The organism is Sulfitobacter noctilucae (assembly GCF_000622365.1).
In the GTDB taxonomy this organism is placed as follows: Bacteria; Pseudomonadota; Alphaproteobacteria; order Rhodobacterales; family Rhodobacteraceae; genus Sulfitobacter; species Sulfitobacter noctilucae.
The window spans coordinates 460,960-477,920 of record NZ_JASC01000014.1 but is presented as its reverse complement, the minus strand read 5'-3'; the positions used below and the strand labels follow the sequence as shown (position 1 = coordinate 477,920).

Genomic DNA, 16,961 nt, shown 5'->3' with positions numbered 1-16,961 from the left:
ATGCTGACGGCAATCATCGACTACGATTCCGGCAACCTCCACTCGGCGCACAAGGCGTTTGAACGCATGGCGCGCGAGGTTGATGCAGGCGAGGTTATAGTTACCGCCGATGCCGATGTAGTGGCCCGCGCAGACAGAATTGTGCTGCCGGGCGATGGTGCCTTTCCCGCCTGTATGGAGGCGCTGAAAGGCGCGAGCGGCATCTATGACGCGATGGTCGAGGCGGTCGAGGTCAAGGGCCGGCCGTTCCTTGGCATCTGCGTGGGCATGCAGCTGATGGCCAGCATGGGACGTGAATACACCGACACCCCCGGCCTGGGCTGGATCGCGGGAGAGGTCACGCGGATCACGCCAGCCGATCCTGCACTCAAGGTCCCGCACATGGGCTGGAACGATCTGGTTATTGATCATCCGCACCCGGTCTTTGCCGATCTAAAGACCGGCGATCACGCCTATTTCGTGCACTCCTATCATATGGCCGTCACTGATGCGGCCCAGCGGCTGGCACATGTGGATTATGCAGGCGACGTCACGGCGATCATCGGGCGTGACACGATGCTGGGCATGCAGTTTCACCCCGAGAAAAGCCAGACCACCGGCTTGCGCCTGATCGCCAACTTCCTAAGCTGGACGCCCTAACGCAACCGCTGCCACACAATATCCTGACAGGCGCTCTCGTCGCAGTTTCGCAGACGCATGACGTTGCCCTGCACCTGCATCCGCGCCGTCAGCAGTTTATTGCGCTGCGGTTCCCAGATCTGACCGGCATAGCTGCCGTCCTCCTGCGCGAGCATGCCCATGATCATACGCCGCCCGACAACACTTGATGGCGTGTCATAGCCGCGCAGATCCTTGGCCCGCTCTATCCGGCCACAGATCGCCGACCCGCAATTCTTGGTGCGCACATGGACGACCAATCCCGTCGCATCCGGCTGCGATTGCCATAAACCGACCGCCAGATCGGCCCGAAGCGGTGCCGCGGCCATCGTCGAGAAAACAATAGAAAACAGAAACTTGCAAAGTTTCATCTGCACCACTCCCCAAAGCGATACAAGCACACCCAACGCGTTGTCGACCACCGGCAGTTCAGCGGGTGCAGCGTTTTCTTTACGCCTGGTCAGGCGCTACGTCAAATGCTGTTTTAAGCTCGAACACCCCTATCTGATCCGCCGCCACAGCACATCTTTGCATTGGCCGCCCTCACAGGCCCTCAACCGCATTTCACGACCCACAACTGTGGCGCGACTTTGTGGAAAAACCGCGCCATATCCGTCCCGATATTCGCCGAGAAAACTACCATCCGGTTGCGGCCTTAGCCGTGACAACAATCTTTCGCCGACCGCATCTGACGGCGCATCAAGACCTGCGCGGTTCTTGACCCGTTCAACGCGGGCACAAAGCGCACTCCCGCAGCCGCGCGTGCGTACATGAAACACAACGCCGATGCCGTCAGGCTCGGTCTCCCAAAGCCCGCGCGGAGGGTCGATCCTGCCTCCCTCCTGTGCCGCTGCGCCAGTGGCAAAGCCCACCAGCGCCAGCGCAATCATTGGCCGTCTAAAGCTCACCTGATACATGGTGCCACCCCTCGGCATTCCATAATGAATACTCTAGGAAAGCCGCGCAGCTGGATCAAGGCTTGAGGGCGTTCGGCCTTATTTGACCCGGGCCCACTTACCACCACTGCGACAAATCCCCAGCACGCAGCCTTTGACATCCAGCGCATTGCCGGACAGCACAAGTTGGCCGTTATAGGTTTTGTCCCGATCGGGAGAGAAAACCTTGCCCCCGCCGTATTTGCCACCGCCCTCGTTCTTCATGTCCCAGATCAGCGTGCGGCCCTGACTGTCGGATTTGAACGTTTTGCCATTGGCATCAAACGAACGCACCAAGGTCCCGCAGATCGCCGCACCACATTCCCTGATCTCGATCTGGCCCGAATTGCCGTTGTCGTCCTTGATTGTTTGCCAGGTGCCCACAATAGGATCAGCGGCCCAAGCCGCCCCCGCCAGTGCCACGCAAAGTCCCGCTGCTGTCATCAAAGTTTTCATCACTATCCTCCCTGTTTTGCAGCTACCTTGGTCCGGTGGCGTCCTTTCTGGCAAGACTAACCTTGGGTCGCGTTGCAAATCCCCTCGCCTCATGCAAAACCACGCCCATCGCAATACCAAAGGCTGCGCCATGATCCTCTATCCCGCTATCGACCTGAAAGACGGCCAAGCCGTACGCCTTGTGCACGGCGACATGGACCAATCCACCGTGTTCAATGACGACCCCGCAGCCCAAGCGCGCAGCTTTGTCGAAGCAGGCTGTGCCTGGTTGCATCTGGTCGATCTGAATGGCGCATTCGCAGGTGAGCCCGTCAATGCCGCACCGGTCGAGGCGATCCTGAAGGCCTGTAAGGTACCCGCCCAACTAGGCGGCGGCATCCGCGACATGGCAACAATCGAACGCTGGCTAGAGCGCGGCCTCGCTCGTGTCATCCTTGGCACCGTTGCGGTGGAAAACCCTGATCTGGTGCGTGAGGCCGCCCGCGCCTTCCCCGGTCAGGTCGCAGTGGGCATCGACGCCCGCAACGGAAAGGTCGCCACCAAGGGCTGGGCCGAGGAAACCGATGTGATGGTCACCGACCTTGCAAAATCATTCGAAGATGCCGGGGTCGCGGCGATCATCTATACCGACATCCTGCGCGACGGGGCCATGGGCGGTCCCAACATTGATGCGACAGCAGCGCTTGCGCGGGCGGTTTCCATTCCTGTCATCGCTTCCGGCGGCGTATCCTCACTGGCGGATCTTAAGGCGCTCAAAGCGAGCGGCGTGATCGAAGGCGCAATCTCTGGCCGTGCACTCTACGACGGTGCGATTGATCTGGCCGCCGCCCTCAAGGCGCTCGCCTGATGCTCAAGACCCGTATCATCCCCTGTCTCGACGTGGCCGATGGCCGTGTGGTCAAGGGCGTGAATTTCGTCGGCCTGCGCGATGCGGGCGATCCGGTGGATGCCGCCATCGCCTATGATGCGGCAGGTGCCGATGAGCTGTGCTTTCTGGACATCCACGCAACGCACGAAAACCGCGGCACGATGTTCGATCTGGTGCGCCGCACGGCCGAGCACTGCTATATCCCGCTGACCGTGGGCGGCGGCGTGCGCACCGCCGCCGATGTGCGGGCGCTGCTGCTGGCAGGCGCTGACAAGGTCAGCTTCAACTCCGCCGCCGTGGCAGACCCCGATGTCATCGCCACCGCCGCTGACCAGTTCGGCAGCCAGTGCATCGTCTGCGCAATCGACGCCAAAACCGTCTCCCCCGGTAAATGGGAAATCTTTACCCACGGGGGCCGCAAACCAACCGGCATCGACGCTGTTGAATTTGCAAAAACCGTGACCGCAAAGGGAGCCGGAGAAATCCTGCTGACCTCCATGGACCGCGACGGCACGAAACAGGGCTTCAACCTGCCCCTCACCCGCGCCATCTCGGATGCGGTTGGCGTGCCTGTGATCGCCTCTGGCGGCGTCGGCACGCTGGATCATCTGGTCGAAGGCGTGACCAAAGGCGGCGCATCGGCGGTGCTGGCCGCCTCCATCTTTCACTTCGGCGAATTCACCATTTCACAGGCCAAGCACCACATGGCCGCCGCCGGCATCCCGATGAGGCTGACATGACGCTCGACGATCTCTACGCCACCATCCTCGCCCGCAAATCCGCCGATCCGTCCAGCAGCTGGACCGCGCAACTCCTTGCCAAAGGCCCCGAAAAATGCGCCGAAAAATTCGGCGAAGAAGCGATCGAGGCCATCATCGAAGCGGTCAAAGACGACAAGGCAGCCCTGACATCTGAAGCCGCCGATGTGCTTTATCACCTCATGGTGATGCTCGCCGCCCGTGATGTTCCCCTGACGGATGTGCTCAATGAACTTGCCCGCCGCCAAACCCAATCCGGCATTGCGGAAAAAGCGGGCCGCTGATCCCCCGCCTTTCTCTTTTTGGCCCTTATATCCCGCGGGGAGTCGATCTTTGATCGACGGGGCAGAGCCCCTGAAGAAAGTCGTGCGGGCTTGCCCGCGCCTTTGGGTCACAGCTTGCTCGAAATCACCCCGGTGGCAAATCCGCCTTTGCGCAGCTCGCCAAACAACCGCTGATATTCGATCTTGGGACAGCGGTTCTGGATCACCGTAACACCCTCTGCCTCCGCGGTTTGCGCCGCCTCCGCATGCTCCACCCCGATTTGCATCCAGATCGTTTGCAGGTCCGGAAATACAGACAACGCTTCTTCGACGATTTCGGGCACGGCTTCAGAGCGGCGGAAGATATCCACCATATCGACCCCACCATCAACATCGCTCAAACTTGCAACCACTTTGCGCCCGAACAACGCCTGACCCACATAGGCCGGGTTGACCGGTACGACATCAAACCCGCGCAGCCCCAGATACCGCGCCACGAAATAGCTCGCCCGCACCGGATTGGTCGAGACACCGACCACCGCAACCCGTTTTGCGCGGGTCAGAACGTCGCGCAGGATTTTATCCGAATATTCCATCCCGCAGCCCTAGCCCAACCGCAGACCGAAAAAAAGCGCCTCGAGGAAAAACCTCAAGGCGCGGAAGTGTGGAACGAGGGACAGTTAGGCAGCAGAGGGGCGTTCCAGACCCGTCTGCCTTGGGAAATACTTAAGAATCCAACCCGGCCTGTAAAAGGGGTATCGCGGGGACGTGAACGATAGGTTAAGGCGCTCGGCAAAAACCTGCCCACAGCCCTTAGTCAAATATATCTTCAACCAGATCAAACAACTCTTCCGACAAATCTCGCAACCAGCCTTTGCGTTTCTTCATCTTGCGCGGCTTGTTCTTTCCGACCTTCTTCGGTTTGGCTTGTTGTGGAAACTGGCGCAGAGGCGGTTGGTGGCTGATGGCTGACGGCCGCGCTTCGGGGGCTTTTGGCAGCATCTTGAGATCGCGCAGGGGTGCGCCACAGCTTGCGCAGCTTAGTTCATGCCGCCCGGATGCGAGCGTGAGTGCCGTCCGGCTACCACAATGGCAGCAGGTCGCGATCTTCGTTGGGTAGCCCATGAAACCTGCCTTATGTTCTGCGTCCCACAGCATATAAGGCGATGGCCGCAGCATTTGAGACGTTGAGCGAACCAAATTGCCCGGATGCGGCAATCCGCACCAAAGCATCCACAGTCTCGCGTGTTTTCTCGCGGAGGCCCGGCCCCTCTGCGCCCAGAACCAAAGCAACGGGCCGGTCACGTTTGCCCTCGACCGCAGCCTCAATCGACTGTTCTGCATCGCCGTCCAGTCCCAGCACCAGATAGCCCATGTTCTGCAAAGCGCGGATGGCATCCGCCAGATTACGCACCCGCAAATAGGGTTGCCGTTCCAGCGCGCCGGACGCAGTCTTGGCCAAAGCCCCTGTTTCAGGTGCCGAATGATGGCGTGTCCCGATCACCGCGGATGCGCCCAGCACTTCCGCAGAGCGCAAGATCGCGCCCACGTTGTGGGGGTCCGTCACCCGGTCCAGCAGCATCACCCGCGGTGCCGCATCACCGATGCACACCTCCTCTAGCCGCCCCCAGTTCAGCGGCTTTACCTCAAGCACAGCGCCTTGATGCACCGATCCCGGGTCAAGCGGCGGACGGAATTTGCGGGGATCTTCAATCTGCGGTGTGATGCCTGCAAAGGCAATCGCCTCTTCCAGTTTAGCGGCCGCATTGGGGGTCGCCATCAGTTTGAGCTTTTCGCGATTGGGGTTCATCAAGGCATCGCGCACAGCATGCAAACCAAAGAGCCAGACCGTCAGGTTGGCTTCGGTCTTTTTGTCTTGTTCTTTCTGAACAACCCACTTTGGTTTCTTCATCTTTTCCAGCCTCTCTCTAGTCTGCACAAAACCATCGGTTTTTGCCTTGACGCCCCTTAGGGCCGCTTGTAATCACGCCCACACGTCAGGCGCAATGCGCAGACGTAAGTGGGCGACAGGCCGCAAGGTGTGGCAGGGGACTGTAACTCCCTCGCGGAGACGCACGCCTGGTTCGATTCCAGGGTCGCCCACCACTTATCTTTCAAACACTTACGGGGTTATGGCAGTCCTTTCGTTTTTGGGATTTGCCCCTTGGTCCCAATGTCTGGTCCCAACTTCCGTTCTGTACGTGTTCTATTCTCTTCTCTCCTGTCCAGATTTCGAAAGCATTCTACGGCTCGCTTTCTTACGGTAGTAAGCGACCATCTCTGCACTTTGACCAGTAACCGCTTGGATTTCTGCATCACTTGCACCTGCTTCAGCCAGCCGAATAATAGATAGCTTTCGAAGGCCGTGAAGGCTGAACTTTTTTGCGTCACGACCCAGAGATAGACGCCACGCGCTGAAGCCCTTTTCAATCGCATGATAGGTCATCGGTTCTGTCAGGTTTTTCGAAAGCAGGTGCTGCCCTTCAATCGGCAGGTCTTCGACGAACCGGCGGAGCGCCTGCGGACAGTAAACCTCGAGCTCCTGTTTGCCTTTCTCGTCTCTGACAGTCATCCATTCACCTTTAAACTGATCGCGCCTCATCGCGACAGCCGCCCCTGGCCTTGCCCTGTTCCCAAGATGAGATTTGCCAGAACCTTCACTCGAAATGGCGCTTCATCCAGCGCCGCCACCATCCATTCGGGCCATGGTTCGAACTCACGCTGTTTCCCGAAGTGCTTGATGCCCTTCGCTGGATTCTCGCCCAATGGCCAATCAAGTTCCAAAGCTGCGAAATTCCAGAGAAGTGATACTGTCTGGAGCAGACGGTCTGTTTTTTTGGGAGTGTCCGCGAGCGATTGATGGGCAGCACGCAGGTCTTGCCGACTGATAGATTTCAGACTTTTCGTGCCATTATTTTCAAGAATGGACTCCATCGGCGGACGGTATGATTTCTTTGTGCTCGAAGCGAGCTTACTTTGAAACTGCTTGTCTGATCGCCATGCTTCGATGCATTCGCGCCATGTGTATCGACTTCTTACGATCTGATTAGAATGTCGGCCAGCTTCACATGCCCAGTACAGGCGATCAAGCTCCTGTGGGTCGCCCTTCCACTCCAGCTGAATAGCTCGCTCCTTCAGGGTCCCGCCTTCACGCAAGGTAACTCTGTGGTATGGACGCCACCCACGTTTGCCTTTCCAAACCCACTTCAAATGGGGTTTGGAAATCTTGGGTTTTGGAGGTCTTGTCATACCGTAAAGACCTCCTGTGGGATAGCTGCGCTTCCAGAGAGGATCGCTACAAGATCTGTGACAATCCAAAGCTCGTGTCCCCCGATAACCGTTGGTTTGGTAACGCGCCACACAACACCGACTTCCAAAAATCTCGAACTCACATATCGAGCATTGCTGCAGCATTTCTGTCTGTAACTGCTAAAGGCTGAAACTGCGTTCTCATTCCCTTTCTCATTGATCTTCTCACATCCTCAATCGTACTTATCACAAAGCAGAGAAGCGTCTGGCTACGGGTCGCGCGTGAAACGTCCTCGTAAAATGATCCGCTACCTCTCCTTCATCTTGCCATGATACTTATACGTGATCCACTATCATATTGGTATCATGATGCAATATTGTCGAAGGCACTTGAGGTTACGTTATGATACTTTATGATAGACCATCATGGAATATGTCAAAAAATTACCTTCGACCGAGAAGCTCCTGAATGAGCTGACACCCGAAACAGCCACTGACTGGCGCACCGTCGGACGGGTTCTCACCTCTTTGGAGAAATCTGGACGCACATCATCCGACGGTGAGCAATGGATAAACGTAGTCCGAGAGAAACTGACCATCCTCGGCCATAAGGTCTCGGCAGGTCATTTACACAAAGTCCGCAGAGCTTATAGCTTTCTAAAATCCAGCATGGAAGCAGATCGTATCCCCGAGAAATATGCGTCCTATGCGAAAATTTCTTCGATCGAAATTGCCGAGAGGCTTTACCAGCTTGACAGTGCTGAAGGCTCAGAAGCACTTGCCGCTTGTCTAAACCCTACAAATCCGGCCACTGCCGCAGATATCAAGAAGAGATACGACAATTTTGTACAGCGGCACCCCGAGAAAAAAAACGCCATGCACGCGGCATGGGAGCAACGGAAGAAAGCTGACGATCTGCAAAATAGACCTGAAGGAGCGCAGAAAAACCACGCTCGAAGCATCCTGTTAGAGCTGCAGCAGTACGTCATGTCCCTCGAAACAGGACTATCAGTAAAAGACGCGAATATCGAAATGCTTGAAGAAGAGCTATCAGAGACAAAGCGGCTGTTGGCAGAAGTTGAACATGAGTTATCTATCGTTAAGGACGAATTGAAAGATTTTCGCATGTCAAATAGCAGATCATGAGAAGACTAAATCTGGTTGGACTTCGGTGGCACCCAAATTCTATGCGCTCAAAGCTCAGATAACCCGGAAGCTGTCGTGTAATATGCCCTATAGACACTGAGATGGACGGCGCAATCGATGCTTCTTCCCTTTATCTGTAGCCGAGTTTCGACGGTAAGCAGCAGGGGTATCAAAATGACAGAACAGCACATGCGCACCGCAGAGTATGTGTCACGCTACATGACGTTGACAAAAGAAACCATGCCCCAGCTTGCACGGACATCGCACCAACACTGGCCAGTCCAGAATGACCATTGCTTCCAACGGATCGTTCTGGACACAGTCTGTGGGGGCACATGGTACGACCATATCGCACGCCCCGCTTACAAACATCTGACAAAGGATCAAGCGCTGCGGGCTGTGGCGCTTTGCGACAGGATCATCGCAGGCGAGACTGACCTGACGCGACTAAACATTCAATCTTTTGCATGGCGTGGGAAGTTGCGAAAAGGCAGCGACTGAAGATCGCGGGTTGTCCGGTTAGAACGTGCAGAAATGCGTGTCGCCATCACTACCGCTGGCCTCTTCGAAATCAGGAGGGGTGATAAAGCGCTCACAGAAACTTGGGGTGCCGCATCTGCAAGGTGAATCAGCATCGTATCACGGGAAATATCGGCCTTGTTTTAGTCTCGGTGGTCATCCGGCATGAAATTTTCGCGGTGATAGGGTTGCGACGACGGTGAGCTGACCTCTGCTGCGTATCGCCCCATGATCCGAAATGCAGAGAAAGCCGACCTCTACTGCAACTATGCTAAGGTCGGCTTTGCCCTATATTACGAGACTACATTGAACACGGGTCCATACGGATAACCTGTAATATTCTCGTTACCATCTTCGGTGATCACCAGAATGTCATGTTCGCGATAACCGCCCGCCCCAACTGTTCCTTCTGGAACCGTCAACATAGGCTCCATTGAGATGACCATGCCCGGCTCAAGCACCGTGTCGATGTCTTCGCGTAGCTCTAAGCCTGCCTCGCGTCCATAATAGTGAGACAGCACACCAAAGGAATGACCGTACCCAAAAGTCCGGTATCGCAGCAAGTCGCGTTCCTCGAAGAAAGTGTTTATCTGCTCGGTCACATCTGCGCAGCTCGCACCCGGTTCCAATAGGCTCATGCCGTATTCGTGGGCTGCCACATTGGCTTGCCAAATTGTGAGGCTTGCAGGATCTACCGTTTCCACGAACAGGGTGCGCTCAAGTGCCGTGTAGTAGGCACTGATCATTGGAAACGTATTAAGGCTTAGGATATCGCCTCGTTGTAGGGTACGTGCGGTGACCGGATTGTGCGCGCCGTCCGTGTTGATTCCAGATTGGAACCAGACCCATGTGTCGCGGTACTCAGCGTCTGGGAAGCGCTTTGCGATCTCTATCTCCATCGCGTCGCGACCTGCCATCGCCACATCGATCTCCCGGATGCCAGCTTTGATTGCGTCCTTTACAGCATACCCACCGACATCGGCCACTTGCGCACAGGATCGGATCAAAGCAATTTCAGCGGGAGATTTGTGCATCCTTTGGCGCATTGTGATCGGGGCCACATCCACCATGGCCTTGGGCGATAGGAAGCCGTCCATTAGAACATGTTGAGCGAAAGTAAGATGATCGGCCTCATAACCGATAGTTTTACCGGTACCAGTGACCGATAGAACTGCACGCCGATAATTGTCACGCTGCCAATCCGTATAGGTGATGTTATCACCACGACTGCGCCGCCAAGGTTGAGCTGCGTCGATACCAGCGCTGATGGTCACATCTTCTGTTTGAGTTACCACTAATGCGTAGGGACGCCCAAACGCACAGTACAGAAACCCAGAAAAGTAGGCGACGTTATGCATCGAGGTGAAAACGCAGGCTTCAATGCCATTGGCCGCCATGTCTGTCCGAAGGCGCGACAGACGGTCTTCATACTCCTGAGGTTCAAAGGGAAGGGTCTTTTCACCCTGATGGAAACGATAAAATTTTGGACGATCCATTGCTGGCTCCTTCGTCATCATGCCGCAGCACGCACCGAAGAAGGCGACCTCCCTCGACTGCACTGCAGCAAAGAAAAATCCCGGCGTTCAGGAAGGGGTATAGGGTTCGCATATGAATGCTGGCGACGCCATCGACGACCCATGAGGCTATGTCGTCGAGAACGACAATCGAAAGCAAGTATTTTCTGAAAGCTGTCATCCAAGCAGAGCGCAGCATTCGAGACTTTGGGCTCGAAGGAGACGTTCTCCGCGACGCAGCTTTCTCAAAGCGGATGTTGACGATGGAGTGCAGCATTTACTTGGGTCCAATGACTGCTATGCGGACAGAGCGGACTTATGCAGCTGCGGCTATTGCTTTCGCAGAATTATCTTGCATGCGCAGAAGCACGCGTGTTGCAGCACGGTTGATGTCTCCAGACCGGTCAATCGCAGGTATCCGATTTGTCCGTACTTAGACCGTATTTTCGCTGCAAACTGATCAGACTAGAGAGACGGGACGAAACAGACCTTCATCTGGATCTCCCACCTCTGCTCACCTAAAATTGGAACAGCCCCATGGCACTCACCACATCGCGCTTTGTCGCCTCGGTGCGCTCTCGCGCCCGTTCCGTGCCTTCTTTGATCACGTCAATTATGTATCCGCGGTCCGCGGAGAATTGTGCCCTACACTCGCGAATTGGGGCAATGAGCTCCTGAAGGATGGCTTCCAGACGCGCCTTGATCTTGCCATCGCCAATCCCGCCTCTTTTATACTGTGCCTTGAGCTTGGCAAGCCCGTCCTGGTCCTGATCGAAGGCGTCGAGATAGGTGAAGACGACATTGCCCTCGATGCACCCTGGGTCTTCGACGCGCAGGTGGTTCGGATCGGTGTACATCGCTCTGACAGCACGTCTGATCTCTTCAGACGACGAAGACAGCGCGATGGCGTTGCCACCGGATTTCGACATCTTGGCCTTTCCGTCGATTCCGGGCAACCGGCCTGCCTTGGGGATGATCGCCCGAGCCTCAGGCAACACGGCGCGGCCTGCGGTTGCATTGATGCGCCGCACGATCTCGTTTGTTTGCTCAATCAACGGAGCCTGATCTTCGCCAACAGGCACGACGGTCGCCTTGAAGGCTGTGATGTCCGCCGCCTGTGCCGCCGGATAGCACAGAAACCCGGCGGGAATATCGCGCCCGAACCCGCGCGCACGGATTTCGTCCTTGATCGTCGGGTTCCGTTCCAGCCGAGCGACCGTGACATAGTTCAGGTAGAGCTGCGACAACTCTGCTAGCGCCGGAAGATGCGATTGCAGACAGATGGTCGTGCGACCGGGATCAATGCCCACGGCCAGATAATCCAGCGCGACCTCGATCACACTGCGCCGCACTTTCTCCAGATCATGAGCGTTGTCGGTTAAAGCCTGTGTATCCGCCAGCAACAGAAATTGTTCGTGGCTGTCCTGATAGCGCAGGCGGTTTGCAAGCGAGCCTGCATAGTGCCCGATGTGAAGTGGCCCCGTGGTGCGGTCACCTGTCAGAATAGTTGGTCTGTTCATTTGCATCTTCCCAAGAAACAAGAGGCGGCGCATCGGGAAGCTCGGAAAACAAAAGGCCGCCCATGCGGCGGCCTCGGAATACGTTTGGTCATCCAGCCACCCTGTCAGGAGGCCAGCCACCAAGTCATTGCGATGATCGAAGTGTTTTCCATAGAATATCGCCTATCCTCGGCGAGATCCCTTGTCAATCAAATGGTAGAAAGAGCTCGAAGTGGGCACGCGGCAGCGCGGTGAGGACGCTTCGGTTCGGGCCCGCCCACCTTCGTTCAAGGCACGGAGCAGGCCTTAACCACACATGCCTGGTTGACCTGCGAAGTCACGGGCCAATTAACGCGACACACCCGCGGGTTGCTGACCGCGACCTTTTTCGCGCTCAGTCCACTTTGGGTGTTGGTTGCGGTCGCGGCGCAGAGCCATCTTCCGTCAGCTGGCCCATTCCCGACCGCTAGGACAGGTTTGGCAATGACAGGCGCATTTCATACTGAACGATGAAACGATCAGCCCCGAGCTCCTGTAGGAGAGAACACAAGACACGGTCGGCGGACTCAACATTGACCAATGTCAGCGAGCCGACTGTCGCTGCCGCAGCGAGGAGGTCCGCCAAGGCCGAGGGGTCGCTGGCGGCTATCTGATGCACGAGACCGCTTGCGCCGACGATTGCGCCGCCTTTTTCATGCAGGAAGGACGTCAGCGGTGAGCCGGAGATGGTTTCCGTAGCGTTCTGCCAGGTCGGCTTCCAAGTCGAATTCGTCTGAATGGCATTGGCAACGGTCCCGAAATCCGTCCGTTCGCAAGCGGACGGATCGGGAAATGGATGATCAAGCCGATAACAGTCGAGCTTTCTGGTCACCTCAAAACCCAACTTCCGATAGAGACGCTCAGCGCCTTCGTTTCCCTCGATGACCTCAAGCCAAAAGCTCTCGCTTCCGGCATTCTTTGCCGCACGTATCGCCGCCATGCCCAGACGAGACGCCAATGCCCGGCCTCTGTGGCCAATCCGGGTTCCGCTGCCTATCAGATACCGTTTGGTGTTCCGCGTCGCCACGTTCCAAAACCCGACGACTTCACCATCGTCGACGGCGACGAAGGACGCCGCGGGGTCAAAACCTCTCGAGCTCAGCGCCGCCTTGAACGTGTCCGCATCTGGTTGCAACGGAACGATATAGTCAGAAAACGCGGCAAGCATGGCGCAATGCAGAGCACCCAGATCAACGCCGGATTCTGAAAAGGAAACAATGCGTGTCATCTTCGTGTTTTCCTAAATCTACGGATGGGCCTGTCGAAAAGTCCCGATCCTAGTCAGACAAACAAAGCTTGTTGCCATCAAGGTCCCTCACATAGGCCGAGAATTTCGGCCCGCGCTGACCCGGTGCGCCCTCGCAGGTGCCGCCCAATTTTAGAGCCAAGCCGTGCATCCTTTCAACGTCTTCCTTTGCTCCGACCGAAAAGCCAACCATCGTGCCATTCCCGTTGGTTGCCGGCGCCTCATTGAAGGGTTTCGCGATTGCGAAGGCAAAGTCCTCGCCGAGCCAGTAGGTCATGCGGTCCGACGGCTGCATGGTCTGAAGGCCCGCGCCGGCGAAAAGTCTGTCGTAGAAGGCCTTAGATGCGCGCATGTCGTTCGTTCCGACGACGAAGTAATTCATTTTCATGTGGGTCTCTCTGATTGAACTGGGTTTCAGCTGACTGGGTGCCGCGCACTTACACTACGACGACATTGCCGCGTTTGTGACCCGTCTCCATATGGCGGTGCGCCTCGATCAGGTCGGCCAAAGGGTAGATCCGGTCGATGACGGGCACCAGCTTGCCGTCCTCGACCATCCGGGTGAGGGTGGCGAGCATCAGGCGCAGCACGTCCGGCTTGAGCAGGCCGGTAGCCGAGAAGCGCGCCTTGCGCGTGCCCGCAATCGCGGATCGCAACACCGCGCCCAGCAGACCGAGGCCCAGCACCGGGCAGACGTAGCGGCCGGAGCGGGTCAGGCTGCCCTTGGCCTCGGCGAAGGACGAGACGCCGATCGTATCGTAGATCACGTCATACCGCTCAACTTGTCGGGTGAAATCTTCGCGGCTGTAGTCGATGACCCGGCCGGCCCCAAGTGTGGCCACCATGTCGGCGTTGCGGGCGCTGCAGGTGCCGGTGACCTCGGCGCCCATCGCCGCGGCGATCTGCACCGCCGCGCTGCCCAGGCTGCCCGAGGCGCCGAGGATCAGGACCTTCTGCCCCGCACGCAGTTCTGCCACCTCGCGCAAGAAGTTCAGCGAGGTCAGCGGCCCATCGCACATCACGGCGGCGTCTTCATGCGAAAGTGCCGCGGGCTTCTTCATCAACACGCCGGACTGATCGAGGCAGATGTGGCTGGCATTGGCCCCGAACTTCAGGCCCGCCTCACCGAAGACCACGTCGCCCACGGCAAACCGGCTAACATGGTCACCCACGGCGATCACCTCGCCCGATAGCCCGGTACCCGACAGGTTTTGACGCGGGCGACGCAGGCCGAGGAATAGGCGCGCAAAGCGTGGCTGCCCGGCCCGCATCATGCCGTCGGCGCGCGTCACGGCCGAAGCGCGGATACGGATCAGGATCTCGGTGGAACCGGGTGTCGGCATGGGCCGGGTCACCGGGTTCAGCACCTCGGGGGTGCCATAATGATTGATGCTCCATGCAGAGAGTGTTGCGGTCATGGTGGCCTCCTTTCGGTTCGGTTGCCCTGTCTCTACCGGACCGAATTCCATCCAAGTATTGCAATTTATGCACCGCTGTGGTTCATAATCGGTCCGCATGGTGGATTGGAAATCTCTTCCGGCCTTTCTGGCCGTTGCGCGGGCGGGATCGCTGCGCGGGGCTGCCGAACAGCTGGACGGCACCCACGCGACCGTGCGCCGACAGGTCGAGGGACTCGAGGCCCAGCTGGGTGTGCAGCTGTTCCGGCGCAGTGCGGGCGGGCTGGAACTGTCGGCGGCGGGCCGCAAGCTGCTGCCGCAGGCACTCGAGGCCGAAGCGTCCTTGCGCCAGGGCTTCAACGCTGTTCGCGGGCTAGACAGCGAGGCGGCTGGGCGCATCCGACTTTCGGCCGACCCGATGACCGCGCATTTCCTGCTGGCGCCTGTTATGGGCGAGTTCCTGTCGCTTTATCCCGACATCCACATCGACATGAACCTGTCCTACGGCATCGATTCGATCGAAAAACTTGAGACCGACGTCTCAATCCGCCACGTGCGCGACCTCACCGGCGATGCTGTGGGGCGCAAGTTGTTTCCGCTGTCGATCGGAGTCTTCGCATCGCGCAGCTACATCGACAGGCATCTGCACGAAGCCGGACCACGCGGCGAGGGTCTGACCTGGCTCGGCTACGGCGAGGTGCCGGAAATGCAGGCTATGATCGCCACCTCACCGTTTCCGCGCGCGGCGGTACGCCATGCCATCCTGGATCCTGCAATGCACATGCATCTTGCCCGCGCCGGGGCGGGGATGACCTTTCTGGCAGCTTGGGTACAAAGCGTATTTCCCGAGTTGCAGCGGGTGCCGGGAACCGAGCTCGACCAGAGCCGCTCGACCTGGGTGCTAATGCATGGCGACCTACGCCGGGTGCGGCGGGTTCGGCTCTTTGTAGATTTCCTCTACGAGAGCCTGCTGGAACGGCGAGCGGATTTCATCGGATAAAAGCTTCTGGGGCTGAGATGCCTATGTCGTCCCGACGCTCGAGCTTCCGGTGGCTTTGGTTGCGACCTTGTGGACAAAAATCCATGTGGCGCCCCAGAATGAAATGAACTTAGAGTCTCGGAATTGGGATGGTGCAGTGTCAGGCCCATCCACTCTGTGAATATGCCGTCGAATCAAACCCAATTTGGCGCAAGTCGGCCTACCTGAGGAAACGGCACATTGCTTCGCTGGATCAAATGCGCAACTGCTGGCGGTGTGCAGTTTGTGTGCAACGCAAATTGGAGGTCCTCAAGCCGCGCAAAAACAGCCAAAGGCGCAAGCGCAGCGAATTCACACTTTGTCCCGCGTCTTTTCAGCCGGTGCGCGGTGCAGCGAACGACGTTCCCGCCCAGACCCACCGTTCATGGATCGTGCGGCAAATCTGTCAGCGACATCGAGGCCACCTCATCATCGCTGGGCAGTTCCCAAGTCGTTTCGATATAGTCAAACATGCCGCGTGTGATTTCCATATGAAAGCTCTCACCTTGGTTCTTATTGCGCACCTCAATACGTTTCCACCGCTCTGAAGCATCGACATTCAGGACGTGCAGCTTTGCCGTAAACTGGGCTTGTTTCGCGAGTCTGGCATACTTCTGACGGTGTTCTTGCCGCTGAAACCCAAAGTCCAGGATCGACGGAACACCCAACTTGCCAAGCTGCAACGCCATTGCCCACATTTGCGCCTCGCAACGATGGACGCGTGGGAAAATCCATGCGGGGTCCAAAGCGTCCGGTGCATCCTCCCCAAACAAGGATACCATCCATTCATCGATCGAGAATACGACACCTCCGTTGCTGTTGGCCAACGCGCGGGCATATGTCGTTTTGCCCGCGCCGGTTGAGCCGCAAATCAGGTGAATGTGTTGTGTGTCATCGTCATGCATTGGGAGAATCTTTCTTTAGTGTAAATCAGTTTAGGTCGCTTTTTTCGGCGTAAAGATGCGAACGATTGAAAAGGCAAGGAAACCTGCTGGACCGAAAAGGAACGTGACTGGAAGGCAGGGTGCGACAAGCCAGAAGCTCAGGCCATCGCGCCTTGACGTTCTACACATCCAGGCCCCGATCAATAAGTCAAACGCCAGATAATGCACCCACCCTGCCATCATCGCATTCGGGTTCGCGAACAGGTCGATAACTTCGGCGAGACTGCCAAATGCGCCCCCGCCATTTGATGGAAAAAAGAGGACGAGAGTGACATAGCCCAGTGAGAGCAAGGTCGGAATGAGATAACCAGCAATCAGGTCAGACCAATGTGGAATGAGCGGCGATGCAAGCAAAACAAGCCAGCCTGCCATCGCAAGTAAGCCAGCAATAGAGAACAAAACTTCAAGGTCCATGACGTCACCCTTAGTTAGTTAAGATAATTCGCGCATCAG

Annotated in this window: 22 protein-coding genes and 1 tRNA gene; 8 read left to right on the top strand and 15 right to left on the bottom strand. The window is 57.3% G+C overall.

Features of this window, described 5'->3' with window-relative positions:
* Positions 1–639: an imidazole glycerol phosphate synthase subunit HisH gene (gene hisH, locus Z945_RS0112480; protein WP_025052445.1), complete on the top strand. Its 639-nt coding sequence runs from the start codon at positions 1–3 to the stop codon at positions 637–639.
* Here hisH and Z945_RS0112475 read toward each other — a convergent pair.
* From Z945_RS0112475 to Z945_RS0112465, 3 genes are all read right to left on the bottom strand, one after another.
* On the bottom strand, positions 636–1,028 hold the full coding sequence (locus Z945_RS0112475; RefSeq protein ID WP_037971268.1) for a DUF2147 domain-containing protein: 393 nt from the start codon (positions 1,026–1,028) through the stop codon (positions 636–638). The two genes, hisH and Z945_RS0112475, sit on opposite strands and share 4 nt — an antisense overlap.
* Before the next feature lie 129 nt (positions 1,029–1,157).
* Positions 1,158–1,574, bottom strand: coding sequence for a DUF2147 domain-containing protein (locus tag Z945_RS0112470; RefSeq protein ID WP_152541121.1), 417 nt, complete (start codon positions 1,572–1,574; stop codon positions 1,158–1,160).
* A 78-nt stretch (positions 1,575–1,652) separates the two neighbouring features.
* A complete protein-coding gene (locus tag Z945_RS0112465) occupies positions 1,653–2,048 on the bottom strand; it encodes a DUF2147 domain-containing protein (protein WP_025052442.1) in 396 nt (131 codons plus the stop codon).
* 130 nt (positions 2,049–2,178) lie between these two features.
* Between Z945_RS0112465 and hisA the strand changes: the two genes are divergently transcribed.
* Genes hisA through Z945_RS0112450 form a run of 3 tightly spaced genes read left to right on the top strand, consistent with a single transcriptional unit; the run spans position 2,179 to position 3,958 of the window.
* The gene (gene hisA / locus Z945_RS0112460; protein WP_025052441.1) at positions 2,179–2,895 is read left to right on the top strand and encodes a 1-(5-phosphoribosyl)-5-[(5-phosphoribosylamino)methylideneamino]imidazole-4-carboxamide isomerase; all 717 of its coding nucleotides are present in this window, start codon (positions 2,179–2,181) and stop codon (positions 2,893–2,895) included.
* Positions 2,895–3,656 carry an imidazole glycerol phosphate synthase subunit HisF gene (gene hisF / locus Z945_RS0112455; RefSeq protein WP_025052440.1) on the top strand — a complete coding sequence of 254 codons (762 nt, stop codon included), beginning with the start codon at positions 2,895–2,897 and terminating at the stop codon, positions 3,654–3,656. Before hisA ends, hisF begins: the two co-directional genes overlap by 1 nt.
* Positions 3,653–3,958 carry a phosphoribosyl-ATP diphosphatase gene (locus Z945_RS0112450; protein WP_025052439.1) on the top strand — a complete coding sequence of 102 codons (306 nt, stop codon included), beginning with the start codon at positions 3,653–3,655 and terminating at the stop codon, positions 3,956–3,958. Before hisF ends, Z945_RS0112450 begins: the two co-directional genes overlap by 4 nt.
* A gap of 107 nt (positions 3,959–4,065) precedes the next feature.
* Here Z945_RS0112450 and Z945_RS0112445 read toward each other — a convergent pair whose 3' ends face one another.
* The 3 genes from Z945_RS0112445 to rlmB form a co-directional block, all read right to left on the bottom strand.
* On the bottom strand, positions 4,066–4,533 hold the full coding sequence (locus Z945_RS0112445; protein WP_025052438.1) for a CoA-binding protein: 468 nt from the start codon (positions 4,531–4,533) through the stop codon (positions 4,066–4,068).
* A gap of 217 nt (positions 4,534–4,750) precedes the next feature.
* On the bottom strand, positions 4,751–5,062 hold the full coding sequence (locus Z945_RS0112440) for a hypothetical protein (RefSeq protein WP_025052437.1): 312 nt from the start codon (positions 5,060–5,062) through the stop codon (positions 4,751–4,753).
* A 10-nt stretch (positions 5,063–5,072) separates the two neighbouring features.
* Entirely contained in the window at positions 5,073–5,849 is a 777-nt protein-coding gene (gene rlmB, locus Z945_RS0112435) for a 23S rRNA (guanosine(2251)-2'-O)-methyltransferase RlmB (RefSeq protein WP_025052436.1), read from the bottom strand.
* A 110-nt stretch (positions 5,850–5,959) separates the two neighbouring features.
* Here rlmB and Z945_RS20505 point away from each other — a divergent pair.
* Positions 5,960–6,043, top strand: a tRNA-Tyr gene (locus Z945_RS20505).
* A 100-nt stretch (positions 6,044–6,143) separates the two neighbouring features.
* Here Z945_RS20505 and Z945_RS0112430 read toward each other — a convergent pair.
* On the bottom strand, positions 6,144–6,539 hold the full coding sequence (locus Z945_RS0112430; RefSeq protein ID WP_025052435.1) for a tyrosine-type recombinase/integrase: 396 nt from the start codon (positions 6,537–6,539) through the stop codon (positions 6,144–6,146).
* Entirely contained in the window at positions 6,536–7,186 is a 651-nt protein-coding gene (locus Z945_RS20500) for a hypothetical protein (RefSeq protein WP_152541120.1), read from the bottom strand. Before Z945_RS20500 ends, Z945_RS0112430 begins: the two co-directional genes overlap by 4 nt.
* A gap of 426 nt (positions 7,187–7,612) precedes the next feature.
* Between Z945_RS20500 and Z945_RS0112420 the strand changes: the two genes are divergently transcribed.
* Both Z945_RS0112420 and Z945_RS0112415 read left to right on the top strand, forming a co-directional pair.
* A complete protein-coding gene (locus Z945_RS0112420) occupies positions 7,613–8,332 on the top strand; it encodes a hypothetical protein (RefSeq protein ID WP_025052433.1) in 720 nt (239 codons plus the stop codon).
* A 219-nt stretch (positions 8,333–8,551) separates the two neighbouring features.
* Positions 8,552–8,833 carry a hypothetical protein gene (locus Z945_RS0112415; protein ID WP_025052432.1) on the top strand — a complete coding sequence of 94 codons (282 nt, stop codon included), beginning with the start codon at positions 8,552–8,554 and terminating at the stop codon, positions 8,831–8,833.
* Positions 8,834–9,144: 311 nt separating this feature from the next.
* Here the strand turns inward: Z945_RS0112415 and Z945_RS0112410 are convergent, their stop codons facing one another.
* The 5 genes from Z945_RS0112410 to Z945_RS0112385 all read right to left on the bottom strand — a co-directional run bounded on the left by Z945_RS0112410 (position 9,145) and on the right by Z945_RS0112385 (position 14,567).
* Positions 9,145–10,347: an aminopeptidase P family protein gene (locus tag Z945_RS0112410; protein WP_025052431.1), complete on the bottom strand. Its 1,203-nt coding sequence runs from the start codon at positions 10,345–10,347 to the stop codon at positions 9,145–9,147.
* A gap of 536 nt (positions 10,348–10,883) precedes the next feature.
* Positions 10,884–11,885, bottom strand: a complete 1,002-nt coding sequence (trpS, locus tag Z945_RS0112400; protein ID WP_025052429.1) for a tryptophan--tRNA ligase — start codon at positions 11,883–11,885, stop codon at positions 10,884–10,886.
* A gap of 445 nt (positions 11,886–12,330) precedes the next feature.
* On the bottom strand, positions 12,331–13,131 hold the full coding sequence (locus Z945_RS0112395; protein ID WP_025052428.1) for a GNAT family N-acetyltransferase: 801 nt from the start codon (positions 13,129–13,131) through the stop codon (positions 12,331–12,333).
* Positions 13,132–13,180: 49 nt separating this feature from the next.
* Positions 13,181–13,537 carry a VOC family protein gene (locus Z945_RS0112390; protein WP_025052427.1) on the bottom strand — a complete coding sequence of 119 codons (357 nt, stop codon included), beginning with the start codon at positions 13,535–13,537 and terminating at the stop codon, positions 13,181–13,183.
* A gap of 49 nt (positions 13,538–13,586) precedes the next feature.
* Positions 13,587–14,567, bottom strand: coding sequence for an NAD(P)-dependent alcohol dehydrogenase (locus tag Z945_RS0112385; protein WP_025052426.1), 981 nt, complete (start codon positions 14,565–14,567; stop codon positions 13,587–13,589).
* 97 nt (positions 14,568–14,664) lie between these two features.
* On the opposite strand from Z945_RS0112385, the gene Z945_RS0112380 reads away from it, so the two are divergent.
* Positions 14,665–15,546: a LysR family transcriptional regulator gene (locus Z945_RS0112380; protein ID WP_025052425.1), complete on the top strand. Its 882-nt coding sequence runs from the start codon at positions 14,665–14,667 to the stop codon at positions 15,544–15,546.
* A 401-nt stretch (positions 15,547–15,947) separates the two neighbouring features.
* Here Z945_RS0112380 and Z945_RS0112375 read toward each other — a convergent pair whose 3' ends face one another.
* Together Z945_RS0112375 and Z945_RS0112370 are read right to left on the bottom strand one after the other, a co-directional pair.
* Positions 15,948–16,469, bottom strand: a complete 522-nt coding sequence (locus tag Z945_RS0112375; RefSeq protein ID WP_025052424.1) for a P-loop nucleotide/nucleoside kinase family protein — start codon at positions 16,467–16,469, stop codon at positions 15,948–15,950.
* Between the two features lie 30 nt (positions 16,470–16,499).
* Complete coding sequence (locus Z945_RS0112370) at positions 16,500–16,922, bottom strand: ABA4-like family protein (RefSeq protein ID WP_025052423.1); 423 nt, start codon at positions 16,920–16,922, stop codon at positions 16,500–16,502.
* Positions 16,923–16,961: the final 39 nt, after the last annotated feature.